Genomic DNA, 20,838 nt, shown 5'->3' on the forward strand with positions numbered 1-20,838 from the left:
GACCGGGGCCGTGCTGCCGTTGCTCGGGCTGACGGGGGTGGTGGGGGCCGGGATCGCGCCCTGGGGCTATCTCTCCCTGCTCCTCGCGGTGGCCTGCGTGGCCGTCGACCGCTACTTCGGGGTGACCTCCGGCTGGATAAGGGACGTGGCCACCGCGCAGGCCGTGCAGCGCCGCCTCCAGGCCCTCCAGTTCGACTGGGCATCGGAGAGCGTCCGCGAGGTGCTCGGCCCCACGGAGGGCACGGCCGCCGAGGCCACGGAGCGCTGTCTGGGCGTGCTGCGCCGCTTCTCGGAGGACGTGACGGAGCTGGTCCGGGTGGAGACGGCCGACTGGATCGTGGAGTTCCGCAACGGGTCCGCGCCGATGGGCATCCAGGGCGCGGTGACCTCCGGGGGACGCCAGGACCCCGGCGGCGCCCAGGGCCGCTTCCCGCTCCCCCCGGGGCCGCCGGCCCGCCCGAACATGCCCCGCCAGCGCCCGCCGGAGCCCCGGTGAACCGGCTGGAGACCGTCTCCGGGACGGCCCGTCAGCCGCACAGCCGTGCCGCCCGCCCGCACGGCAGCCACCCCTGTCCCCGGATCACGTCCTGGCTCGTGCCCTCGCCCCGGACGCGACGACGCCGGTCCCCACCGCGCCACCGTACGGCCGTGCGAGCGGACCCTGCGGGCCGGCGGGGCGAGGTTCGCGGGCGTTCAACCGCCGTACGGACAAGGGGGTTTCAGGGCGAGACCGCTGGGGCCGTCGGCGCGGTGCCGGGGGCGGCGGGGCCCTCGTCGTCCAGGACGGCGTAGACCGTGCCGCCGGCGCCCAGCGCCACCACGAGCGCGACCGCGAGGAGTGCCAGCGTGACGGCCCGGCTGCGGTCCCCCGCCGCCGGTCCCGGCTCCGGCGGGTACGGCGTCAGGTAGACGCCGGGCGTACGCCGCTCCCGGGCATGGCCCCGCCCCTCGCCGTCCGCCGGGTCGGCGGAGCCGTGTTCCTCCATCGCAGGCCCTCCCCCGAGACCGCGCGCCCGCACACCTGCGCGACAGAAGACCAGTGTCTACGTCGGTCCGCCGCCCGTCGAGAGCTGGTCGAGCACCTTGGACAACCGCTCCAGCATCTCCACGGCCCCGGCGAGTTCGTCCTCCCCGAAGGCCTCGGCGAGCCGGTCGGCGAAGGCCGCGTGCCCCGGGTCGATCCGGCGCACGGCGGCCAGTCCCTCCTCGGTCGGGTCGAGGAGCTTGGCGCGCCGGTGGGCCGGGTTGGGCCGGTACTCGGCCAGCCCCCGCTCCACCAGCAGATCGGCGATCCGCTGCACGCTCTGCCGGGTGATGCCCATCTCCCGGGCGATCCCGGCGACCGGGAGCGGCTGCCGGAGCACGGCGCCGAGCACCTGCCACCAGGCGGCGGTGAGCCCGGCGGGTCCGGCCAGCTCGTCGGCCACGGCGAGGAACTGCCCGTTGAGCCGGAACACCCCGAGCGCGCCGCGGCTGAGCAGCTCCTGCCGCTCCCGGCTCACTGCGCGGCCGCCCTCTCCAGCACGGCGTACGCCTCGGGGTCGGAGTCGTGGAACAGGCGGTACCAGGCGTCGAGCACCTCGCCCTCGTACACCCCGAGCAGCCGGAAGATCTCCCGGGCGAACGCGACGGGCTCGGTGGGTCCGGCGGTGACCAGGCCGCCGTCGGTCACGGCGTCCGCGTCGACGTACCGCTCGGCGCCGGCGTAGCCCGTGGCCGCCAGGTAGAAGGACACGGCGCTGGTGTGCTCCCGGTCGTCGAGCAGCCCCTCGCGCGCGAGTCCCGCGGTGGCCCCGCAGATCGCGGCGACGGGGACCCCGGCGTCGAGGAACTCCCGCGCCTTGCGGGCGAAGGGGGCGAGGTCGTCGCCCGCGTCCCAGAGGTCGGCGCCCGGGAGGATCAACAGGGAGCTCTCGGCGGGCCGTACGTCGTCCAGGGCGCACGCGGGCTGAACCCTCAGCCCCCCGATGGACGTCACCGGCTCACGCGAGGGCCCGACCGTCCGGATCGCGTACCCGGCCCGGGCGAGGTAGGCCGTGGCGTGGCCCGTCTCCCAGTCGGCACAGGTGTCGTACACGGCGTGGTGCACAGGCTTCCGAGTCATGACAGCATCCTGTCATTTAGACAGCAGACTGTCAAGCACGACCGGACAACGCGACCTGGACAACCTGTCGCGGAAAGCCCCCGTCCACAGACAGGACGCCGATACCGCTTCCGTATCGCGGACATTTACGCTCGCTCGCATGACCCCTCAGCCACACCCCGAGGTCGGCGTCGCCGTGAAGGCCGCGGACCGTGCTCATGTGTTCCACTCCTGGTCCGCACAGGAGCTCATCGACCCGCTCGCCGTCGCCGGTGCGGAGGGCTCGTACTTCTGGGACTACGACGGGAACCGCTACCTCGACTTCACCAGCGGGCTCGTCTACACCAACATCGGGTACCAGCACCCGAAGGTCGTCGCCGCGATCCAGGAGCAGGCCGCGACGATGACGACGTTCGCGCCCGCCTTCGCGATCGAGGCGCGCTCGGAGGCGGCCCGGCTGATCGCCGAGCGGACGCCCGGTGACCTGGACAAGATCTTCTTCACCAACGGCGGCGCGGACGCGGTGGAGCACGCCGTGCGGATGGCCCGGCTGCACACCGGGCGGCCCAAGGTGCTGTCCGCCTACCGCTCGTACCACGGCGGTACGCAGCAGGCCGTCAACCTCACCGGCGACCCCCGCCGCTGGGCCTCCGACAGCGGCTCGGCCGGGGTCGTGCACTTCTGGGCGCCCTTCCTGTACCGGTCCCGCTTCTACGCCGAGACGGAGGAGCAGGAGACCGCGCGGGCCCTTGAGCACCTGGAGACGACGATCGCCTTCGAGGGGCCCGCCACCGTCGCCGCGATCATCCTGGAGACCATCCCGGGGACCGCGGGGATCATGGTTCCCCCGCCCGGTTACCTCGCCGGCGTCCGCGAGATCTGCGACAAGTACGGGATCGTCTTCGTCCTGGACGAGGTCATGGCCGGGTTCGGGCGGACCGGTGAATGGTTCGCCGCCGACCTGTTCGACGTCACGCCCGACCTGATGACCTTCGCCAAGGGCGTCAACAGCGGGTACGTGCCGCTCGGCGGGGTCGCCATCTCCGGGGCCATCGCCGAGACCTTCGCCAAGCGGCCCTACCCCGGCGGGCTCACCTACTCGGGACACCCGCTCGCCTGCGCGGCCGCCGTCGCGACCATCGACGTCATGGCGGAGGAGGGCGTCGTCGACAACGCCAGGCACCTCGGTAGGGCCGTCCTGGAGCCGGCGCTGCGGGAGCTCGCCGAGCGGCACCCGAGCGTCGGCGAGGTGCGGGGCACGGGCATGTTCTGGGCCCTGGAGCTCGTGAGGAACAAGGAGACCCGCGAGCCGCTCGTGCCCTACAACGCGGCGGGCGAGGCGAACGCCCCGATGGCCGCGTTCGCGGCCGCCGCGAAGAAGCAGGGCCTCTGGCCGTTCGTCAACATGAACCGGACGCACGTGGTCCCGCCCTGCAACGTCAGCGAGGCCGAACTCAAGGAAGGGCTCGCCGCCCTGGACACCGCGCTCTCCGTGGCGGACGAGTACACGGAGTAAACCCCCGGCGCCTTCGAACGCGTAAGGTGGCGTGCTCGTAGACATATGTACGAGCACGCCATCTGCACCTGCGCGAGGGAGGCGCCCCGACGATGCCCGGCAGCAGCGGCAACGGTGCCGTCACCCGCAGCACGCTGCGGCAGCAGATCGCGGACGCGCTGCGCGACGAGGTACTGGCCGGACGGCTCCAGCCGGGGCAGGAGTTCACCGTCAAGGAGATCGCCGAGCAGTACGGCGTCTCCGCCACCCCGGTCCGCGAGGCCCTCGTGGACCTGTCCGCGCAGGGGCTCCTGGAGGCCGACCAGCACCGCGGCTTCCATGTCCACGAGTACTCCCTCGCCGACTTCCGCGGCATGATCGAGGCCCGCAGCCTGGTCACGGACGGTATGTTCCAGGCCCTCGACGCCGGTCACCCCGTCCTCCAGCAGCTGGACGAGCCCCGTACCGCCGCGGCCGTGGCGGGCGTACGGCGACGCGGCGAGGAGGCCCAGCGGGCCGCCACCGCGGGCGACCTGACCGTACTGATCGGCTACGACCTGCGCTTCTGGCGGGAACTGAGCGTCCTGTTCGGCAACCCCTACCTCGCCGACTTCCTGCACCGGCTGCGCGTGCAGACCTGGGTGTGCACGGTCCAGCACCTGCGCCGGCTCACCGATCTGCGCGGCAGCCTGTGGTCCGGGCACCCCGAGGTCGCCGACGCCCTGTACCGGCGGGACACCGGGGCCGCCCGCGAGCTCCTCGCCGCCTACAACGGCCACTATCTGACCCTCATCGAGGGCCTCACCGCCGACTGACGGCCCCCGGCACGGGTAAGGGACCACCACGACCCGCACAAGGGGCCCCGCCCGGGGACCCCAGCGACTACCCTTCCCTGACCACCGTGTGACGACATCCGCGCACCGCGCGTATCCGAGGAGCTGTCTTTTGGCCTGTGACCTGTGGCTGGTCCCGCTCGTCGATGTGTTGTGCCACACCCCGGACAACCCGTTCGCCGAGGAACTCGCGCAATACAACAAGGTGCTCGCCGAGGCCGGGTTGCCGCCGGTGCCGGTGTACCAGTACATGCCGGGACTGTCCGGCGAGGTCGCCCCGGTGGCCGGTTTCGACTACGACGCCCTGCACTTCCTGCGGCGCGCCTACCTGCTCCAGGTCTGCGGGCTCCCGGTCACCCCCGTGGACGAACTGGGCGGCGACTACGAGCAGTTGCTGGAGATGTTCGAGACCACGGCCCAGCAGTCCCATCTGGTCTGGCACTACGACCACGCGGGCGCGTACGTCCCCGTCGACTTCCCGCACCCGCTGGCCAACGACGAACTGCTCGCGGGCGGCGGCCCGTTGGGCTCCTCGCAGGCCCTGCTGCGGGAACTGGAGTTCGTGGCCCCGGTGATCGGCATCGATCCGGCCAACCCGCCGGCGCCCCCTGAGCCGCCGCGCGCCCCCACCGAGCTGGAGGAGCCGGCCGTTCCCGCGCCGTACGACCCCAGCCCCTTCGCCCGCGAACGCCATGTCTGGCTGGGGCTGCACGCGGCGGCGACCCGGAGCCTCGCCCAGGGCTCGATGATCATCTTCAGCTGAGGACCGCCGGGGTTCAGCGTCCGAGCTGGGAGAGCCCCTTCTGCAGGTCGTCGCGGTTCATCACCGGGGTGTAGCTGACCTTGGCGCCCAGGTGCATGAAGAACGGCTCGCTGATCACCGGCATCAGTGAGCTGTCCTGCAGGTCGAAGAACAGGAAAGCGGTGCGCTGACCGTTCTCGGAGGTGAAGTAGGCCGCCTCGGGCTTGATCTGTTCCAGCGACGCCTCGATCAGCTTCGGCAGGGTGCCGTTGCTGATGGCCTCGTTCGCCTTCTCCGTGTCCATGGACACCTTGAGCAGTACGCGCATCGCACTCACCTTCTCCGGATCGACACGCCTCTTCGCACCATCCCAGAATATGCCCGAACGGGGCATTTATCCCTGGTCGCTCCGGTGGGAGCAGCCGGACCGGACCGCGGTTCCGCCCGGCCCCCAGGGAGGTTGAGTACCGCTACTCAGGCGGGAGCCGCCGGTGGCCCGGCATCGTGGAGGGCACGGACGGAGCCCGCAGCTCCGCGAAGACTTCCTGGGGGATCCCGATGAACGGCTCGCGCTACATCCGCAACCCGCTCGCGCTCGGCTACCTGCTCCTCGTGACCGCGGTCCTCGGCTGGGTCTGCGTGGACGCCCTGTTCGTCGAGCACGCCGACGCGAGCTTCGCCGGGGTCTGGGCGTTCGTGGTCACGGCTCCGGCCTCGCTGCTGTTCGTGACGGTGCCGGGGGTGCCGGCGTGGGCCGGGATCGTCACGGGTGCCGTGGTGAACGCGGCGGTGCTCGAGGCGGCGTACCGGGGCCTGGGCGGCCGTCGCTCGCAGCGCACGGTCTGAGCGCTCACCGCCGCCCCGACCACCCCTGCGCAGGCGCCGCTTCCGGTCTGCCGCCCACCACCTCTCGGCGCCCGCCGGCCCTGTGTTCTGGAGCGCCGGCCGACGGTGATCCACTGAACGGGTGAATGTCCGCATGCGCCCGAAAAGGGCTGGGCATGCAGCGCGCATGCGCTCCGCCTTGATCACGTCCGTGCTGCTCGCCGCCCTGTCGCCCCTCGTCGCCCCGCCCGCCCATGCCGCCGCCGTACCGCCGGGGCACGTCTACTTCTGGGCCGAGCCGGGGCAGACGGGGCCGGGCGGTGCCTGGGACTACGCGCCTCCGGGGTACAAGGAGGCGGCACCGCGGGTGAAGCGGCACGCGTACTCCTTCGACTCGCACGCACCGGTGACCGTGTACGCGATCAGCTTCCAGGGCGGCGGCGCCTGCCTCTACCGGGCCATCCGGCCGGACGACTACTCCGACAACTGGGGCTGGGCCACGAAGTTCGACGGGGTCAGCGACTCCCCCATGGGCTGCCAGGCCGGCTGACCCGCTCATGCGTGCCCGTACGGCGACGGCCCCGGCCGTCCTCACCCTCCTGACCCTCCTGACCCTCCTCACCGCGTCCGCCTGCACGGCGGGGGCCGCCCGGCCGGAGCCCTCGGCCGACGACGTGATCAAGGCGGCCACCCGCGCGCTCACCGACGCCTGCCTGACCCGGCGGGGCCTGACCCCGGAGTCGGACCGGCAGCGCGTGTCCGACGCGCTGTTCGGCACCGGCCGGGCGGAGTTGTCGCTCCAGCTGTCCACCGGCCATGTGGTCCGCTCCCACACCGACGGCTGCCTCGCGGCGGCGCAGGAGCGGCTCTACGGCGACCAGGACCGCTGGTTCCGCACCTCGGTCGTCGTCAACAACCTCCGGCCCGAGGCCGTGCGGACCGGCCGCCCGCTCTCCGAGGTCCGGGCCGCGCACCGCGCGGAGATCGCGGAGTGGCGGCGGCTGCGGGCCCGCGCCCTCACCACAGCGACCGCCCTGCTGGAGGGCGGCACCCCCCACCCGAAGGGAAACCAGTGAAGCGCTTCATCGCCGTCCTGTCCGCCGGACTGCTCGCCACCGGAGCCGTCCTCGCCACCTCGGCCTCGGCCCAGGCGGCGGCCTGCGGCAGCGGGAACTTCTGCGCGTGGACGGACGCGAACTACCAGGGCCAGAAGATCGAGTGGACCGGCGACGACGGCTGGTGGGAGAGCAACATCGCCGACCAGGACTCGTCCTGGGCCAACCACGGCATCTCGGGCCCCGGCATCAAGGACCACGTCAAGGTGTACGCCTCCGCCGGCCAGTCCGGCCCGATGACCCTCTGTCTCGCGCCCGGCCAGGAGGCCGGCTACAACGGCGTGGCCAACGACCGCGGGGACTCCCACATCTGGGCCACCGGCTGCTGAACCGGCCGCGGCCGGAGGAACCGTCGACGATTGGCGGCCGGCCCCGTGGCCGGACGGGCCGGTGTCGGCCCGTGTGACGAAGTCCGCGCTCGAAAAAGGCCACGGGCCGGTCGAGGAAGTCCTTGACCGGCCCGTGGCTGTCGAGCAGGAGGGATCTACAGGAACGAGTTGATCTCGATCGTCTCGTCCCGGCCCGGACCCACGCCGATCGCGGAGATCGGGGCGCCGGACATCTCCTCCAGCGCCTTCACGTAACCCTGGGCGTTCTTCGGGAGGTCCGCGAAGGTCTTGGCCTTCGTGATGTCCTCGCTCCAGCCGGGCAGGTACTCGTAGACGGGCTTCGCGTGGTGGAAGTCGGTCTGGGAGTACGGGAGTTCCTCGACCCGCTCGCCGTCGATCTCGTACGCGACACAGACCGGGATCTGCTCCCAGCCGGTGAGCACGTCGAGCTTGGTGAGGAAGAAGTCGGTGAGGCCGTTGACGCGGGTCGCGTAGCGGGCGATCACCGCGTCGAACCAGCCGCAGCGACGGTCACGGCCGGTGGTGACACCCCGCTCACCGCCGATGCGGCGCAGCGCCTCGCCGTCCTCGTCGAAGAGTTCGGTGGGGAAGGGGCCGGAGCCCACCCGGGTCGTGTACGCCTTCAGGATGCCGATGACCCGGCTGATCTTCGTCGGGCCCACGCCGGCGCCGGTGCAGGCACCGCCGGCGGTCGGGTTCGACGAGGTGACGAACGGGTACGTGCCGTGGTCGATGTCCAGGAGGGTGCCCTGGCCGCCCTCGAACAGGACGACCTTGTCCTGCTCCAGGGCCTGGTTGAGGACGAGGACCGTGTCGGCGACGTAGGGCTTCAGCTTGTCGGCGTAGCCCAGCAGTTCCTCGACGACCTGGCCGACCTCGATGGCCCGGCGGTTGAAGACCTTGGTGAGGAGCTGGTTCTTGCCGTCGAGTGCCGCCTCGACCTTCTGGGTCAGGATCGACTCGTCGTACAGGTCCTGGATCCGGATGCCCACGCGGTTGATCTTGTCCGCGTAGGTCGGTCCGATGCCGCGCCCCGTGGTGCCGATCTTGCGCTTTCCGAGGAAGCGTTCCGTCACCTTGTCCACGGTGACGTTGTACGGCGTGATGATGTGGGCGTTGCCGCTGATCAGGAGCTTGGAGGTGTCGACGCCGCGGTCGTTCAGTCCGTTCAGCTCGGAGAACAGGACCGACGGATCGACGACGACACCGTTGCCGATGACCGGGGTGCACCCCGGCGACAGGATTCCGGAAGGGAGGAGGTGGAGGGCGTACTTCTGATCGCCCACGACTACCGTGTGGCCGGCGTTGTTGCCGCCCTGGTAGCGCACCACATAGTCCACCGAGCCACCGAGCAGGTCGGTCGCCTTTCCCTTGCCTTCGTCACCCCACTGAGCACCGAGCAGCACAAGTGCGGGCACGCGCGTACACCCCTTCCGGGCGGGGCATGTCCAAGGTCGGGGGCGTACGCGTACGGTTCACTCCGTCGCGTGCACCACGGCCGTCGTCGGCCGCTGCCCGTCGGACCCGGATGCCCCGGAATAGACGAAGCCCCTGGCGCAATAGCGCAAGGGGCTCTTGCACAAAGATGCTACCCGAGGAAGCGAGGCATGGCCGAGGTGGCGACTTCCGCGACGTCCGATCAGCTGTTGGTGGTCATCGACCCGGTCGCCCGGCAGACGGACGGCGAGTCCGTACGGATCGTGAAAGACGTGCTCAGCGCGGGTGCGGCGACGAAGGTGTGTCTGCCGGACGGGCCCGAGGAGTTCGCCCGGGCACTGGCCCGGCGGGGCTCGCGACGCCCGGTGGTGGTCGGGGACGACCGCGCGCTGATGCGGACGGTGGTGCTGCTGCACCGGCAGCGGGAGCTGGCCGGATGTGTGCTCTCGGTGGTGCCGGTGGGCCCGGTCCTTGGCGTCGCCCACGCGCTGGGGGTGCCCTCGGGGGCGGTCGCGGCCGCGCGGGCGGTCCTGGAGGGGGCCGAGCGGCGGCTGGACATGCTGGTGGACGACAGCGACGGCGTGGTCCTCGGGGCACTGCGGATCCCCGCGCCGGCCGCGCGCGTGGAACCGCTGGAGGCGGCCCGGCCCTGGCTGCGGACCTGCCAGTCCCTCGTACGGACCCTGGTGCCGCCCCGCCCCGCGCGGGAGACCGCGCCCGCCGTCCCCGGGCCCGCACGGCTGCGGGTGGAGGTCGACGGGGAGACCCTGGTCGACCTGGACCAGCCCCTGGAGGCGGTCTCGGTGACCCCGGGCTCCGGGGGCGGCCTGGCCGCGGTCGAGGTGCGCCCGCTGTCGGTGGGGGCGGAGGCCTCCCCCCTGTTCGCCACCGGCAGGACGGTGACCGTCACCGGGGCGGACTTCCGCTACCGGGCGGACGCCGGGGTGGCCGGACCGGTGCGCAGACGGACGTGGACGGTGCGGGAGCGGGCCGTGGGGCTCGTGCTCCCCTCGTGAACCCCGCGCCCGTGCCGCCCCTGCGGCCCCAGACGTACGGTCGACAGGTGTCCGCTGCCGGCCGGACCGTGCCGGCAGGGACCGGGGAGCGCTAGGCCCCGAACAGCCTGGCGCGGTGGGCCTTCCAGCGCTCCATCATCTGCGCCACGTCCTTCTCGATGAACTCGAAGAACGCCAGGGTCTCGGCCAGCCGGTGCCCGGCCGGTGTCCCGGCGCCCAGGCTGGCCACCCCCTCGCGCAGGGCGTCCTCCCACCGCTTGATGATCGTCTCGCGGTTGGTGAGCGCGTGGTACCACTGGTCGGAGTGGACCCGGTAGCGCTCGCGCCGCGAGCCGGGCTCCCGCTCGCGCGACAGCATGTGCACCTGCGCCAGGTAGCGCACGGCCCCGGAGACGGCCGCCGGGCTGATCTGCAACTGCTCGCTCAGTTCGGCGGAGGTCAGGGCGCCGCTGTCGGAGGCGAGCAGGGCCGAGAAGACCCGGGCCGGCATCCTCTGGAGTCCCGCCTCGACCAGTTGGGCGGCGAACCGCTCCACGAACCGTGAGACCGCCTCCGGGTCCCGCTCCACCGCCTTCGACTCCGTCATGCCACCACCCTAACGGGCTTTATACGTTTCTGTAACTTCACAAATTTCTGAAAGAAGCGTACGTTCTGAAGCATGACCAAGGCCATCACCGTCTCCGGACTGCACAAGTCGTTCGGCAGGACCCACGCGCTCGACGGCCTCGACCTGGAGGTCGAGACCGGCGAGGTGCACGGATTCCTCGGCCCCAACGGCGCCGGCAAGTCCACCGCCATCCGCGTCCTGCTCGGCCTGCTGCGCGCCGACTCCGGCGCCGCGCAGGTCCTGGGCCGCGACCCGTGGGCCGACGCGGTCGAGGTGCACCGCCGCATCGCCTACGTCCCCGGCGACGTGACCCTGTGGCGCAACCTCTCCGGCGGCGAGGTCATCGACCTCTACGGCCGGCTGCGCGGCGGACTCGATCCCGCCCGGCGTGCCGAGCTCGTCGAACGCTTCGAGCTCGACCCCACCAAGAAGGGCCGCACCTACTCGAAGGGCAACCGCCAGAAGGTCGCCCTGGTCGCCGCGTTCGCCTCGGACGTGGACCTGCTGATCCTCGACGAGCCGACGTCCGGACTGGACCCGCTGATGGAGGCGGTCTTCCAGCGCTGCGTGGAGGAGGAACGCGAGCGCGGCCGTACGGTCCTGCTGTCCTCGCACATCCTCAGCGAGGTCGAGGAACTCTGCGACCGGGTCAGCATCATCCGGCGCGGCCGGACCGTGGAGACGGGTTCACTGGCCGACCTGCGCCACCTGACCCGCACCAGCGTCACGGCCGAACTCGCGGGCGCCCCCAACGGGTTGGCCCACCTGCCCGGCGTCCACGACCTCGACGTCCAGGGCCGCCGGGTGCGGCTCCAGGTGGACACCGACCGACTGGACGCGGTGCTCCGGCAGTTGAGCGAGTCGGGCGTGCGCTCGCTGACGTCGACCCCGCCGACGCTGGAGGAGCTGTTCCTGCGGCACTACCAGGACGAGGCCGCGGCCTCATGACCTCCCTGACGGGCACCGGCGTGCTCCTGCGCTTCAACCTGCGCCGCGACCGGCTGATGATCCCGGCGTGGGTGGCGGTGAACGCCCTGCTGGTCCTCTCCATGCCGAACACCCTGGAGAGCCTGTACGCCACCCCGGCCGAGCGCGCCGACCTGCTGCACCAGGTGGCCGCCAACTCCTCCCTCCGCGCGCTGATCGGCCCCGTCTTCGACGACTCCCTCGGCGCCCTCACCGCCTGGCGCGTCGGCGTCTACGCCGGAGCACTCGCCGCCGCGACCGGGCTCCTCGTCGTCGTACGCCACACCCGCGACGAGGAGGAGAGCGGCCGGCAGGAGATGCTGTCCTCGGGCGTGGTGGGCCGGCGGGCCTCGCTGACGGCCGCGCTGCTCGCGGCGGCCGTGGCGAACGGTGTGCTGGCCCTGCTGGTGACGGCCGGACTCGCGGGCCGGGGCGCCGCGGGAGCGCTGGCCTTCGGCCTGGGGCTCGGCGCGGTGGGCATGCTGTTCGCCACCACGGCCGCGATCGTCGCGCAGGTGACGGAGAGCGCACGGCTGGCGCGGGGCGTGACGGCGGGGGTGCTGGGCGCGGCCTTCGTGCTGCGGGCGGCCGGGGACTCGGTGTCCACCGACGGGTCCTCCGTCCTCACCTGGCTGTCGCCGCTCGGCTGGCTGTCGCAGGTGCGTCCCTTCGCCGGCGAACGCTGGTGGGTGCTGCTGTTGTTCGCGGCGGCGGTGGCCGGCCAGGGCGCGCTGGCCTACGTCCTGGCGGGCCGCAGGGACGTGGGCATGAGCTTCGTAGCGACGCGCCCCGGGCCCGCGTCCGGCCGCCTGGGCACGGCGGGCGCGCTGGCCTGGCGGCTCCAGCGGGGCGCACTGCTCGGCTGGTCGGCCGGCTTCCTCCTCGCCGGGGTGGTCTACGGCGGTCTGACGGACGCCGTGGCCGACCTGGTCGGCGACAACGCCAAGGCCCGCGAGATCTTCGAGCGGATGGGCGGACAGTCCGGGATCACGGACGCGTTCCTCGCCTCCATGACCGGGATGCTGGGTCTGGTGGCCGCGCTGTACGTCGTCGCCTCGGTGCTGCGGCTGCACGGCGAGGAGACCTCGATGCGGGCGGAACCGGTGCTGGCGAACGCGGTGGGCCGGCTGCGGTGGGCCGCGGGCCACCTGGTGATCGCCTTCGGCGGCTCGGCACTCGTGATGCTGCTCGCCGGCCTCGGTCTCGCCGTCGGCTACGGCAAGGAGACCGGACCGGTCCTGGGCGCGTGCCTCGTCCAGGTCCCGGCGGTGTGGGTGGTCGGGGGGCTCACCGTCCTCCTGTACGGGCTCGCCCCGCGCCTTGCTCCACTGGCCTGGGGAGTCGCCGGGGCGGTGCTGCTGATCGGCTGGGTCGGACCGGCGCTGGACGTTCCGCGGGCGGTGCTGGACCTGTCGCCCTTCGGCCACCTGCCGAAGCTCCCGGGCGGCGAGATGCGGTGGGGGCCGGTGCTGGTCCTGACCGCGCTGGCGGCCGTCCTCGTCACCACGGGGCTGGCAGGCCTTCGGCGGCGTGACCTGACGACGTGAACCACCCGGGGGGCGCGACGCGTCCCCCGGTTCATGGCGAGATCCGGCACGGACCCGATGACCTGCGGCGGCTGCGCGCTCTCGGCACTGGGCGCGACGGCGGCCCCCCTGCTGTGGCTGTCCATGCCCCGCACCCGGCGCCACCTGGGCGGCGGCTTCGAGAACGAGGGCATGGACCTCACGGTCCTGTTCACGGAGCTGCCGCTGGTGGTGCTGGGCGGAGCCTTCCTTCCGCTGCTCGCGTTCACCGTGCTGGCACGGGTGCGGGACCGTCGGCGGCTCTAGCCGATGCGGACGCTCAGTCCCTCCAGACCGCGGATCACGAAGTTGGGCTTGCGTTCCGGGTCCGCCGCCAGGGTCAGGGTGGGGGCCTTCTCCAGCAGGGCTGTCATGGAGGCGGCCAGTTCGATACGGGCCAGGGGCGCGCCGATGCAGTAGTGGATGCCGGCGCTGAAGGAGATGTGCGGGTTGTCGGCGCGGGCGAGGTCGAGGCGCTCGGGGTCCCGGAAGACCTCGGGATCGTGGTTGGCGGAGCCGAAGAGCAGGGCGATCTCGGCGCCCCTCGGGACAGCCGTCCCGTCGATCTCGATGTCGTCCAGCACCCAGCGCTCGAAGAGCTGGAGCGGGGTGTCGTAGCGCATGAGCTCCTCGACGGCCCGCGGGACGAGGGAGTGGTCGGCGCGGAGCGCGCGCAGCTCGCCGGGGTTGCGGAACAGCGCCCACCAGCCGTTGACCGTGGCGTTCACGGTGGCCTCGTGGCCCGCGTTGAGCAGCAGGACGCAGGTGGAGATCATCTCCTGCTCGGTGAGACGGTCGCCCTCGTCGTGCGCGGCGATGAGGCCCGAGATCAGGTCGTCCCCGGGCTCCTTGCGGCGCTCGGCGATCAGGTCGCGGAGGTAGTCGGAGAACTCGACCGACGCCCGGACCGCCCGCGCCGCCACGTCCTCGGACGGGTTCAGCTCGTACATCCCGCAGATGTCCGCCGACCAGGGCCGCAGCGGCGCCCGGTCCGCCTCCGGGATGCCCAGCATCTCGGCGATCACGGCGACCGGGAGCGGCTCGGCGACATCGGTCAGCAGATCCCCGCCGCCCGCCGCGACCAGGCGGTCCACCAGCTCACCGGCCAGGCCGGTCACATACGGCTTCAACCGCTCGACCGTACGCGGGGTGAACGCCTTCGACACCAGACGCCGGATCCGGGTGTGGTCCGGCGGCTCCAGGTCGAGCATCCCGTGGTCGTTGAGCGTGTGGAACGGCTCGTGCTCCGCCGGCGGCGCCGTCCGCCCGAACTCCTCGTGCGTGAACCGGTGCTGGTAGGTCCGCCCGAGCCTGCGGTCCCTGAGCAGCGCGGAGACGTCCGCGTGGTGCGGGACGAGCCACTGGTTCGTGGGCTCGAAGTACTGCACACGGCCCTTGGCGCGGAGCTCGGCGTAGGCGGGGTACGGGTCGGCGAGAAACGCCGGGTCCCAGGGATCGAAGGCTGCCATGCGGGGACGCTAGCCCGGGAAGCGGCCTTCTGACCAGGGGGGTTCTCCCGGGTCCCGGCACGACACCACTCCGCACCGCATGACCGGGTGGACCGCGCGCCCCCTACCCCGGTGTCACCAGCCGTGCCTCGTAGGCGAAGACCGCCGCCTGGGTGCGGTCCCTCAGGCCCAGCTTGACCAGGATGCGGCTGACGTGGGTCTTGATCGTCGACTCGGCCACCACCAGGCGCTCGGCCATCTCCGAGTTGGACAGGCCCTGGGCGATGAGGACCAGCACCTCCGTCTCGCGGTCGGTGAGGTCGCCGTAGGCCGTGTGGGCCGAGGCCATGAGCCTCGGGGACTCGGACAGCTTGGAGAACTCCGTGATCAGGCGCCGGGTGACCGAGGGCGCCAGGAGTGCCTCGCCGGACGCCACCACCCGTACCCCTTCGGCGAGCTGACGGGCGGAGGCGTCCTTGAGGAGGAAGCCGGAGGCTCCCGCGCGCAGCGCCTGGTACACGTACTCGTCGAGGTCGAAGGTCGTCAGGACCAGGACCTTCGCCGTGCCGTCGGCCGCGACGATCTCCCGGGTCGCCTCGATGCCGTTCAGCTCCGGCATCCGGATGTCCATCAGGACCACGTCCGGGGCGAGTTCACGGACCCGGTCCACCGCCTCGCGGCCGTTGACGGCCTCGCCGACCACCTCGATGTCCGGCATCGCGTTCAGCAGCACCGAGAAGCCCTCGCGGACCATCATCTGGTCGTCCGCGACCAGAACCCGGATCGTCATGCCTCACCCTCGTCCCTGAGCGGCACCGGCAGGAACACCGCCACCTCGTACCCGCCGTCGTCCGTGGCGCCCGCCGTCATCTCGCCGCCCAGCATGGAGACCCGCTCCCGCATGCCGGTGATGCCGTGGCCCGCTCCGGGCGAGGGCTTCACCAGCGACAGCTCGGGGCGCGGGCCGTTGACTATGCGCAGGCCCAGGCCGCCCAGGACGTATCCGATCTCGACCCGCGCGCTGGCCCCCGGGGCGTGCCGCAGGGTGTTGCTCAGCGCCTCCTGGACGATCCGGTACGCCGACAGCTCCACGCCCTGCGGGAGTTCGCGGACCGCTCCGGTGACCGCCTTGTCGACGCTCAGGCCCGCTCCCCGCACGTTGTCGAGGAGGGCGTCGAGGTCGGCGAGGGTGGGCTGCGGGGCGTCCGGCGCCTCGTAGTCCTCGGCGCGGACCACGCCCAGGACCCGGCGCAGCTCGGTGAGGGCCGCCACCGCGTTCTCCCGGATGGTGGCGAACGCCTTCTCCAGCTCCGGCGGCGGGTTCTCCACCCGGTAGGGGGCCGCCTCCGCCTGGATGGCGACGACCGACATGTGGTGGGCGACCACGTCGTGCAGCTCGCGGGCGATGGTCGTGCGCTCCTCCAGGAGGGTGCGGCGGGAGCGCTCGTGGGCGGTCACCGTCTGCTGGGCGGTCACCGTCCGCTGGGCGTCCCGGCGTATGTGCCAGACGGTCACGGCGAGCAGGGACAGGGCGGAGACGAAGAGCATCTCCACGGTGTTGGAGCGGTAGTAGTGACCGGCGCCGAGGGCGCCCTGCCACAGCACCCCGTAGACCCCGGTCAGCAGCCACATCCAGGCCGCCGTACGCGGCCTGGTGCGTATCGCCACCACGGTGAGCACCACGAGGTGGCAGGCGAAGCCGCCCGGCAGCCACGGCCAGTCCTGCTGCCAGGAGTTGACGAAGGCCACCGGATAGGTGACCGCGGTCGCGGCCAGCGACAGCCAGAAGGCCATGACCGGCCGCACCATGGTCAGCAGGACCGGGACCAGGGCGCACAGGCCGACGAAGAGGTTGGTGGTCGCACCGCGGCCGCTGTTCTCCGCCCCGATGAGCATCGCGAGCAGGCCGGCCGCGGTGATCAGCGCGTGCGGCGTCCAGACCGCGTACTCCCGCGGGCGGCCGTGCAGCAGACGGGGAAGGCCCCTGCCGACGGGGGTCGGAGGCAGCGGGCGGTAGGTGAAGATGTCGCTGATCAGGTCGTGCCGCAGGCCGCGCAGGGCGCTCACGGCGGCTCTGAACTCGGGGCTGCGGAACTTGTACGCGTCGTACCCGCCGCTGCCGCCGTGCGGCGGTGTCATCTGCGTCTCGGTCGTATCGGTCACGTTCAGAACGGTAGGCCGGGGCCGGTGTCCCCGTCGTCACCAGCGAGACGGGTCCTTCGGCGTCCCTCTCAGGTACTACGGGTACCGGAGCGGGCCGATCAGTAGCCGGACGGTCTGACCAGCCCCGACTCGTACGCGAACACCGCGGCCTGGGTGCGGTCCCTGAGGCCCAGCTTCACCAGGATGCGGCCCACGTGCGTCTTCACGGTCTGCTCGGCCACCACCAGCCGCTCGGCGATCTCGGCGTTCGACAGACCCTGTGCGATCAGCGCGAGGACCTCCGTCTCCCGCTCGGTCAGCTCCCCGACCCGGCTCTTGAGGGGGGAGCGGGGCCGCTTGTCGAGGCGGGAGAACTCGGCGATCAGCCGCCGGGTGACACCGGGCGCGAGCAGCGCGTCCCCGGCCGCCACCACGCGCACGGCCTCGGCGAGCTGCTCCGCGGAGGCGTCCTTGAGGAGGAACCCGGACGCGCCGGCCCGCAGCGCCTCGTAGACGTACTCGTCGAGGTCGAAGGTCGTCAGCACCAGGACCCTGATCTCCGGGCGCTCGCCGGTGATACGGCGGGTGGCCTCGATGCCGCCCAGCTCGGGCATGCGGATGTCCATCAGGACGACGTCCGGGACGAGTTCGGCGACCTGGGCGACGGCGTCCAGGCCGTCCACCGCCTGCCCGATCACCTCGATGCCGGGCTGGGCGCTCAGCAGCACGCTGAAGCCCTGCCGGACCATCTGCTGGTCGTCGGCGATGAGTACGCGGATGTCTCCGCTCGTGCCGGTCGTCATGCGCTGCCGTCCTCGGAGTCGGTGACCTGTTCGGGCGCGCCCGGGGGCGCGGTCGGAAGATACGCGGCCACCTCGTAGCCGCCGTCGGGGCGGGGGCCGGCGCGCAGTGTCCCGCCCAGCATCGCGGCCCGCTCCCGCATGCCGAGCAGCCCGTGTCCCGCGCCCGGTGACGCGGCCACGGCGCGGGTGGGGCGGGAGTTGACGATCCGCACGTCCACCCCGTGCAGGTAGTGGACGAGCGAGACGGAGGCGGTCGCGCCGGGCGCGTGGCGCAAGGCGTTGCTCAGCGCCTCCTGCACGATGCGGTACGCCGACAGCTCCACGCCGGACGGCAGGGGCCGCCGGACGCCCCGCACGTCGACCCGGACGCTCAGTCCGGCCGCCCGGGTGTTCTCCACCAGCGCGTCCAGCCGGTCCAGGGTGGGCTGCGGGGCGTGCGGGGCGGTGCCGGTGACGGGGTCGGCGGACTCCTGCGCGGTGTCGGGGTGTTCGGCCCGCAGCACGCCCAGGACCCGGCGCAGCTCGGTCAGCGCCTCCAGCGCGTTCTGCCGGATGCCGTCGAGGTTCTCGCGCAGTTCCGCGGAGGGGTTCTCGACCAGGTGCGGGGCGACCTGCGCCTGGATCGAGATGACGGACATGTGGTGGGCGACGACGTCGTGCAGTTCGCGCGCGATGCGGCTGCGCTCCTCCAGCAGGGTGCGGCGGGCCCGCTCCTCGGCGGTGAGCGTGGTCTGCTCGACGAGCGCCCTGCTGGCCTCCCGGCGGCCCCGCAGGGCGGTGCCGAGCACCACCACCACGGGGAACAGGGTGGCCGCGAGTATCCCCGTGGGCTGGAAGTCGGCCGCCCCCAGCACGCCCTCGACGAGGTACGTGAGAAGCAGGGTCACCGCCAGCGCCTCGGCGGCCACGCGTGTGGGCACCCGCAGGGCGAGCAGCAGGAGGACGACCATGTGTCCGATGAGTCCACCGGAGGACCAGGGCCAGGTGAAGCCGTGCGCGCCGCCGGCCAGCAGGTGCCGTCGCACCTCGACGGCGCCGACCACCATGGCCGCGGTCGAGAACCACCACGCCGGGACGGGCCGCCACAGCGCGAACACGACGGCGGCACCCTGGGCGAGACCGACCGCGAAGGCGAGGCTGACGCCCACCCCGCCGTTGTCCTCGAGCTGCGCCACGGCGCCGATGGTGACTCCGAGGGCGACCATGCACACCAGGCCGTGCGGCAGCCAGCGGAGCCAGACGGACGGGGGCAGCGGGTCTACCCGGAGCGTGCACAGGTCCGCGCGCAGCACCCGCAGCCAGCCCAGCACACGGTCCCTGACCACCTGTCCGACCCCCGTCTCCCGCACGTCGACCACCCTAGGCACGACGCGCCTCCTCCGCTGCCGCCGGATCGGTCCTGCGGTGCACCCGCACCACTCGTGACGGACGGCCCCCGACCCGGCGCGGGCCCTGCTCGAACGACCGGAAGGCCGACCGGCAGACGGCGAGGACGAGGACGAACACCGGGAGCCAGGCGAGCCGGGCGCCCACCCAGTCCAGGCCGTCGGGCACGGTGTGCAGCCCGGGGAGCCTGCCGAGCGCGAGGCCGGTGGCCGTGGTGGCCATCAGCGCCGTCTGGTGCCACAGGAAGACCGTCATGGCGGAGAGGTTGACGAGTGCCACCGCCGCCCAGATCAGGGGGCGTCGCATCCCGCCGCGCAACCGGTCGCGCAGCAGCAGGGCGAGCCCGCACTGGGCCAGGCCGAAGGCGACGGCGGCCAGCGTCGGCGGGTTCAGGTTGGACACCGGGGCGCCCGGCACCCCGACCATCGACGCCGGATACCCCGCCCACACGACGAGCACCGCGGTCGCCGTCGCACCGCCCCCGAGCAGGAGCCACCCCGCACGCCGCCGCTCCAGCTCGCCCCGGGTCCAGGCCGCGCCCAGGGTGTAGGGGACCAGCCAGCCGGCCGCCAGGTTCACCCAGCCCAGCCAGTCCGGGCCGCCCAGCCCGAAGCGCACGAGGTCCACGTGCAGGACGACGGCCAGCGGCCACAGCGGGTGCAGCCTCAGCAGGAGCGGGGTGGCGGCCGTGAGGGCACCGAAGACCAGGAGGAACCACATCGGGGACAGAGCGAGCCTGACCAGGGTGCGGACCGTCCCGTACGGGGCGCCGGTCAGCAGCAGGGCCGTCGCGGTGACCGTCCACAGGGCGAGGACGGCCGCCACCGGCTTGAACAGCCGCGCGAGACGGTTCGTCAGCCACTGCCGGTACGTCGTCCCGCGGGCGCGGGCCGAGGTGTAGCCGCGGGTCGCCACATGGCCGCCGACCAGGAAGAACACGGCCAGGGTCTGGAAGGCCCAGGAGATCGGGGCCAGCCACGGCATGTGCTGGAGCGGGCTCGCGGTGTGCAGGGCGTCTCCGTCGGCGACCAGGGCGGTCACCAGCCAGTGGCCGAGGACGACGCCGAGGATCGCGAAGGCGCGCAGGGCGTCGACGGCACGGTCCCGGGCGTGGGGTGTCGCCGCGTCGATCCGGTGGGCGGCCCGGCGTATGCCGTTCGCGCCCCGGCGTATGCCGAAGCCGTGTCGCGGGTCGTGGTTCTCAGGCACGGGTCACCTCCGCGGTGTCTCCGAGGACGATCCGGGCGAGGTTGGTCAGGGAGACCGAGCCCGGGCTGAAGTAGTCGCTGTGGCCGCCCCGTCCGGCGGCGAAGACGTGGGCGCCGAAGGCCGGGGAGACCGGGTCGGTGCCGAATCCGACGGTGACGCCGAAGAGGTCGGTCCTCACGTGCGGGACCTCGGCGACCCAGTCGTCCGCGCCCCTGGCCGCCCAGACCCGGGCGGGGGTGCCCAGGGCCGCGGCGGTGTCGGCGCCGGTGCCGGGGCTGCCGATGAGGGCCAGGTCGTCGATGTCCAGGTGGGCGGCGGCCCGGGCGCAGACCACCGAGCCGTAGGAGTGGCAGACCAGGGAGAGGGTGCCGGTGCTGCCGACGACGCCCTGGAGTCGGCGTATGAAGGCACGCAGGTGAGGGGCCGCGGCCTCGGCCCTGCCCGGGGTCAGGACCGCGGTGCTGACGGTGGCCGGGGTGCGGTAGCCGAGCCAGGCGACCACCGCGGTCCGGGTGCCGTGCGGGGCGGTGGCGGTGAGCTGCCGGTGCAGGGCCGCGGCCGTCGTCCGGAAGCGGTCGTAGGTGTCCAGGGAGGTGTCGGAGCCGGGGACCAGGACGGCCACGTGGTCGGCGTGGGCGAGGTCGCCGAAGACCTCTGTCGCGCTTCCGGGGCCCCGGCCGTCGAAGGCGAGGAGGTGGCGGGCGGGGGCGGCCAGCTTCCGGTCCGCCGCCGCGCGGTGGGTGTCGCCGTGGGCCTCGGCCGCGCGGGCGGCCTCGGCGGCGTTGGCGCTGTTGGCGGCGTAGATCTCGTCGAGGG

Annotated in this window: 25 protein-coding genes; 12 read left to right on the forward strand and 13 right to left on the reverse strand. The window is 72.7% G+C overall.

Going from position 1 to position 20,838, the window contains the following annotated elements; translation table 11 throughout:
* Nucleotides 1-496: SLATT domain-containing protein (locus AOJ26_RS16365; protein ID WP_053849025.1), on the forward strand; the 496-nt coding region annotated here is incomplete at its 5' end.
* Nucleotides 497-719: 223 nt separating this feature from the next.
* Here AOJ26_RS16365 and AOJ26_RS16370 read toward each other — a convergent pair.
* The 3 genes from AOJ26_RS16370 to AOJ26_RS16380 are packed head-to-tail and all read right to left on the reverse strand — an operon-like array spanning nt 720 to nt 2,104.
* Nucleotides 720-986: a hypothetical protein gene (locus AOJ26_RS16370; RefSeq protein WP_053849026.1), complete on the reverse strand. Its 267-nt coding sequence runs from the start codon at nt 984-986 to the stop codon at nt 720-722.
* 57 nt (nt 987-1,043) lie between these two features.
* Complete coding sequence (locus AOJ26_RS16375; protein ID WP_053849027.1) at nt 1,044-1,502, reverse strand: MarR family winged helix-turn-helix transcriptional regulator; 459 nt, start codon at nt 1,500-1,502, stop codon at nt 1,044-1,046.
* Entirely contained in the window at nt 1,499-2,104 is a 606-nt protein-coding gene (locus tag AOJ26_RS16380) for a type 1 glutamine amidotransferase family protein (protein ID WP_053849028.1), read from the reverse strand. The genes AOJ26_RS16375 and AOJ26_RS16380 overlap by 4 nt, the downstream gene beginning before the upstream one ends.
* Before the next feature lie 139 nt (nt 2,105-2,243).
* Between AOJ26_RS16380 and AOJ26_RS16385 the strand changes: the two genes are divergently transcribed.
* The 3 genes from AOJ26_RS16385 to AOJ26_RS16395 all read left to right on the forward strand — a co-directional run bounded on the left by AOJ26_RS16385 (nt 2,244) and on the right by AOJ26_RS16395 (nt 5,174).
* Nucleotides 2,244-3,599, forward strand: coding sequence for an aspartate aminotransferase family protein (locus tag AOJ26_RS16385; protein ID WP_053849029.1), 1,356 nt, complete (start codon nt 2,244-2,246; stop codon nt 3,597-3,599).
* Nucleotides 3,600-3,691: 92 nt separating this feature from the next.
* Nucleotides 3,692-4,393: a GntR family transcriptional regulator gene (locus AOJ26_RS16390; protein ID WP_053849030.1), complete on the forward strand. Its 702-nt coding sequence runs from the start codon at nt 3,692-3,694 to the stop codon at nt 4,391-4,393.
* Between the two features lie 130 nt (nt 4,394-4,523).
* The gene (locus AOJ26_RS16395) at nt 4,524-5,174 is read left to right on the forward strand and encodes a hypothetical protein (protein ID WP_053849031.1); all 651 of its coding nucleotides are present in this window, start codon (nt 4,524-4,526) and stop codon (nt 5,172-5,174) included.
* 13 nt (nt 5,175-5,187) lie between these two features.
* On the opposite strand, the gene AOJ26_RS16400 is transcribed toward AOJ26_RS16395, so the two are convergent.
* Nucleotides 5,188-5,481 carry a hypothetical protein gene (locus AOJ26_RS16400; protein WP_053849032.1) on the reverse strand — a complete coding sequence of 98 codons (294 nt, stop codon included), beginning with the start codon at nt 5,479-5,481 and terminating at the stop codon, nt 5,188-5,190.
* Nucleotides 5,482-5,711: 230 nt separating this feature from the next.
* On the opposite strand from AOJ26_RS16400, the gene AOJ26_RS16405 reads away from it, so the two are divergent.
* From AOJ26_RS16405 to AOJ26_RS16420, 4 genes are all read left to right on the forward strand, one after another.
* Nucleotides 5,712-5,999 (forward strand): SCO4225 family membrane protein, encoded by a 288-nt coding sequence (locus AOJ26_RS16405; RefSeq protein WP_053849049.1) that lies wholly within the window; start codon nt 5,712-5,714, stop codon nt 5,997-5,999.
* Nucleotides 6,000-6,165: 166 nt separating this feature from the next.
* Nucleotides 6,166-6,528, forward strand: a complete 363-nt coding sequence (locus tag AOJ26_RS16410) for a hypothetical protein (protein WP_053849033.1) — start codon at nt 6,166-6,168, stop codon at nt 6,526-6,528.
* A gap of 7 nt (nt 6,529-6,535) precedes the next feature.
* Nucleotides 6,536-7,054 carry a hypothetical protein gene (locus tag AOJ26_RS16415; RefSeq protein ID WP_053849034.1) on the forward strand — a complete coding sequence of 173 codons (519 nt, stop codon included), beginning with the start codon at nt 6,536-6,538 and terminating at the stop codon, nt 7,052-7,054.
* Nucleotides 7,051-7,422 carry a peptidase inhibitor family I36 protein gene (locus tag AOJ26_RS16420; protein ID WP_053849035.1) on the forward strand — a complete coding sequence of 124 codons (372 nt, stop codon included), beginning with the start codon at nt 7,051-7,053 and terminating at the stop codon, nt 7,420-7,422. The genes AOJ26_RS16415 and AOJ26_RS16420 overlap by 4 nt, the downstream gene beginning before the upstream one ends.
* 155 nt (nt 7,423-7,577) lie before the next feature.
* Here AOJ26_RS16420 and AOJ26_RS16425 read toward each other — a convergent pair whose 3' ends face one another.
* Nucleotides 7,578-8,861: an adenylosuccinate synthase gene (locus AOJ26_RS16425; protein WP_053849036.1), complete on the reverse strand. Its 1,284-nt coding sequence runs from the start codon at nt 8,859-8,861 to the stop codon at nt 7,578-7,580.
* A 189-nt stretch (nt 8,862-9,050) separates the two neighbouring features.
* Here AOJ26_RS16425 and AOJ26_RS16430 point away from each other — a divergent pair, with 189 nt between their 5' ends.
* On the forward strand, nt 9,051-9,896 hold the full coding sequence (locus AOJ26_RS16430) for a hypothetical protein (RefSeq protein WP_053849037.1): 846 nt from the start codon (nt 9,051-9,053) through the stop codon (nt 9,894-9,896).
* Nucleotides 9,897-9,987: 91 nt separating this feature from the next.
* Here the strand turns inward: AOJ26_RS16430 and AOJ26_RS16435 are convergent, their stop codons facing one another.
* Nucleotides 9,988-10,482 (reverse strand): GbsR/MarR family transcriptional regulator, encoded by a 495-nt coding sequence (locus AOJ26_RS16435; RefSeq protein WP_053849038.1) that lies wholly within the window; start codon nt 10,480-10,482, stop codon nt 9,988-9,990.
* A gap of 72 nt (nt 10,483-10,554) precedes the next feature.
* Here AOJ26_RS16435 and AOJ26_RS16440 point away from each other — a divergent pair, with 72 nt between their 5' ends.
* From AOJ26_RS16440 to AOJ26_RS16450, 3 genes are read left to right on the forward strand one after another with little or no spacing between them, the layout of a single operon-like run.
* Nucleotides 10,555-11,451 (forward strand): ABC transporter ATP-binding protein, encoded by an 897-nt coding sequence (locus AOJ26_RS16440; RefSeq protein ID WP_053849039.1) that lies wholly within the window; start codon nt 10,555-10,557, stop codon nt 11,449-11,451.
* A complete protein-coding gene (locus tag AOJ26_RS16445; protein WP_053849040.1) occupies nt 11,448-13,016 on the forward strand; it encodes an ABC transporter permease in 1,569 nt (522 codons plus the stop codon). The genes AOJ26_RS16440 and AOJ26_RS16445 overlap by 4 nt, the downstream gene beginning before the upstream one ends.
* 33 nt (nt 13,017-13,049) lie before the next feature.
* Nucleotides 13,050-13,301 carry a hypothetical protein gene (locus AOJ26_RS16450; RefSeq protein WP_063790280.1) on the forward strand — a complete coding sequence of 84 codons (252 nt, stop codon included), beginning with the start codon at nt 13,050-13,052 and terminating at the stop codon, nt 13,299-13,301.
* On the opposite strand, the gene AOJ26_RS16455 is transcribed toward AOJ26_RS16450, so the two are convergent.
* The 7 genes from AOJ26_RS16455 to AOJ26_RS16485 form a co-directional block, all read right to left on the reverse strand.
* Nucleotides 13,298-14,503: a cytochrome P450 gene (locus tag AOJ26_RS16455; RefSeq protein ID WP_053849042.1), complete on the reverse strand. Its 1,206-nt coding sequence runs from the start codon at nt 14,501-14,503 to the stop codon at nt 13,298-13,300. The two genes, AOJ26_RS16450 and AOJ26_RS16455, sit on opposite strands and share 4 nt — an antisense overlap.
* A gap of 103 nt (nt 14,504-14,606) precedes the next feature.
* A complete protein-coding gene (locus tag AOJ26_RS16460) occupies nt 14,607-15,272 on the reverse strand; it encodes a response regulator transcription factor (RefSeq protein ID WP_053849043.1) in 666 nt (221 codons plus the stop codon).
* Nucleotides 15,269-16,645, reverse strand: coding sequence for a sensor histidine kinase (locus AOJ26_RS16465; RefSeq protein WP_053849044.1), 1,377 nt, complete (start codon nt 16,643-16,645; stop codon nt 15,269-15,271). The genes AOJ26_RS16460 and AOJ26_RS16465 overlap by 4 nt, the downstream gene beginning before the upstream one ends.
* A gap of 98 nt (nt 16,646-16,743) precedes the next feature.
* Nucleotides 16,744-17,427, reverse strand: coding sequence for a response regulator (locus AOJ26_RS16470; RefSeq protein WP_053849045.1), 684 nt, complete (start codon nt 17,425-17,427; stop codon nt 16,744-16,746).
* Complete coding sequence (locus AOJ26_RS16475) at nt 17,424-18,794, reverse strand: histidine kinase (RefSeq protein WP_053849046.1); 1,371 nt, start codon at nt 18,792-18,794, stop codon at nt 17,424-17,426. Before AOJ26_RS16475 ends, AOJ26_RS16470 begins: the two co-directional genes overlap by 4 nt.
* Nucleotides 18,787-20,022 carry an acyltransferase family protein gene (locus tag AOJ26_RS16480; protein WP_053849047.1) on the reverse strand — a complete coding sequence of 412 codons (1,236 nt, stop codon included), beginning with the start codon at nt 20,020-20,022 and terminating at the stop codon, nt 18,787-18,789. Before AOJ26_RS16480 ends, AOJ26_RS16475 begins: the two co-directional genes overlap by 8 nt.
* The coding region (locus tag AOJ26_RS16485) for an alpha/beta hydrolase (protein ID WP_053849048.1) at nt 20,015-20,838 on the reverse strand (824 nt) is incomplete at its 5' end. The genes AOJ26_RS16485 and AOJ26_RS16480, both read right to left, overlap by 8 nt.

The organism is Streptomyces sp. NRRL B-24085 (assembly GCF_001282115.1).
Classification (GTDB): Bacteria; Actinomycetota; Actinomycetes; order Streptomycetales; family Streptomycetaceae; genus Streptomyces.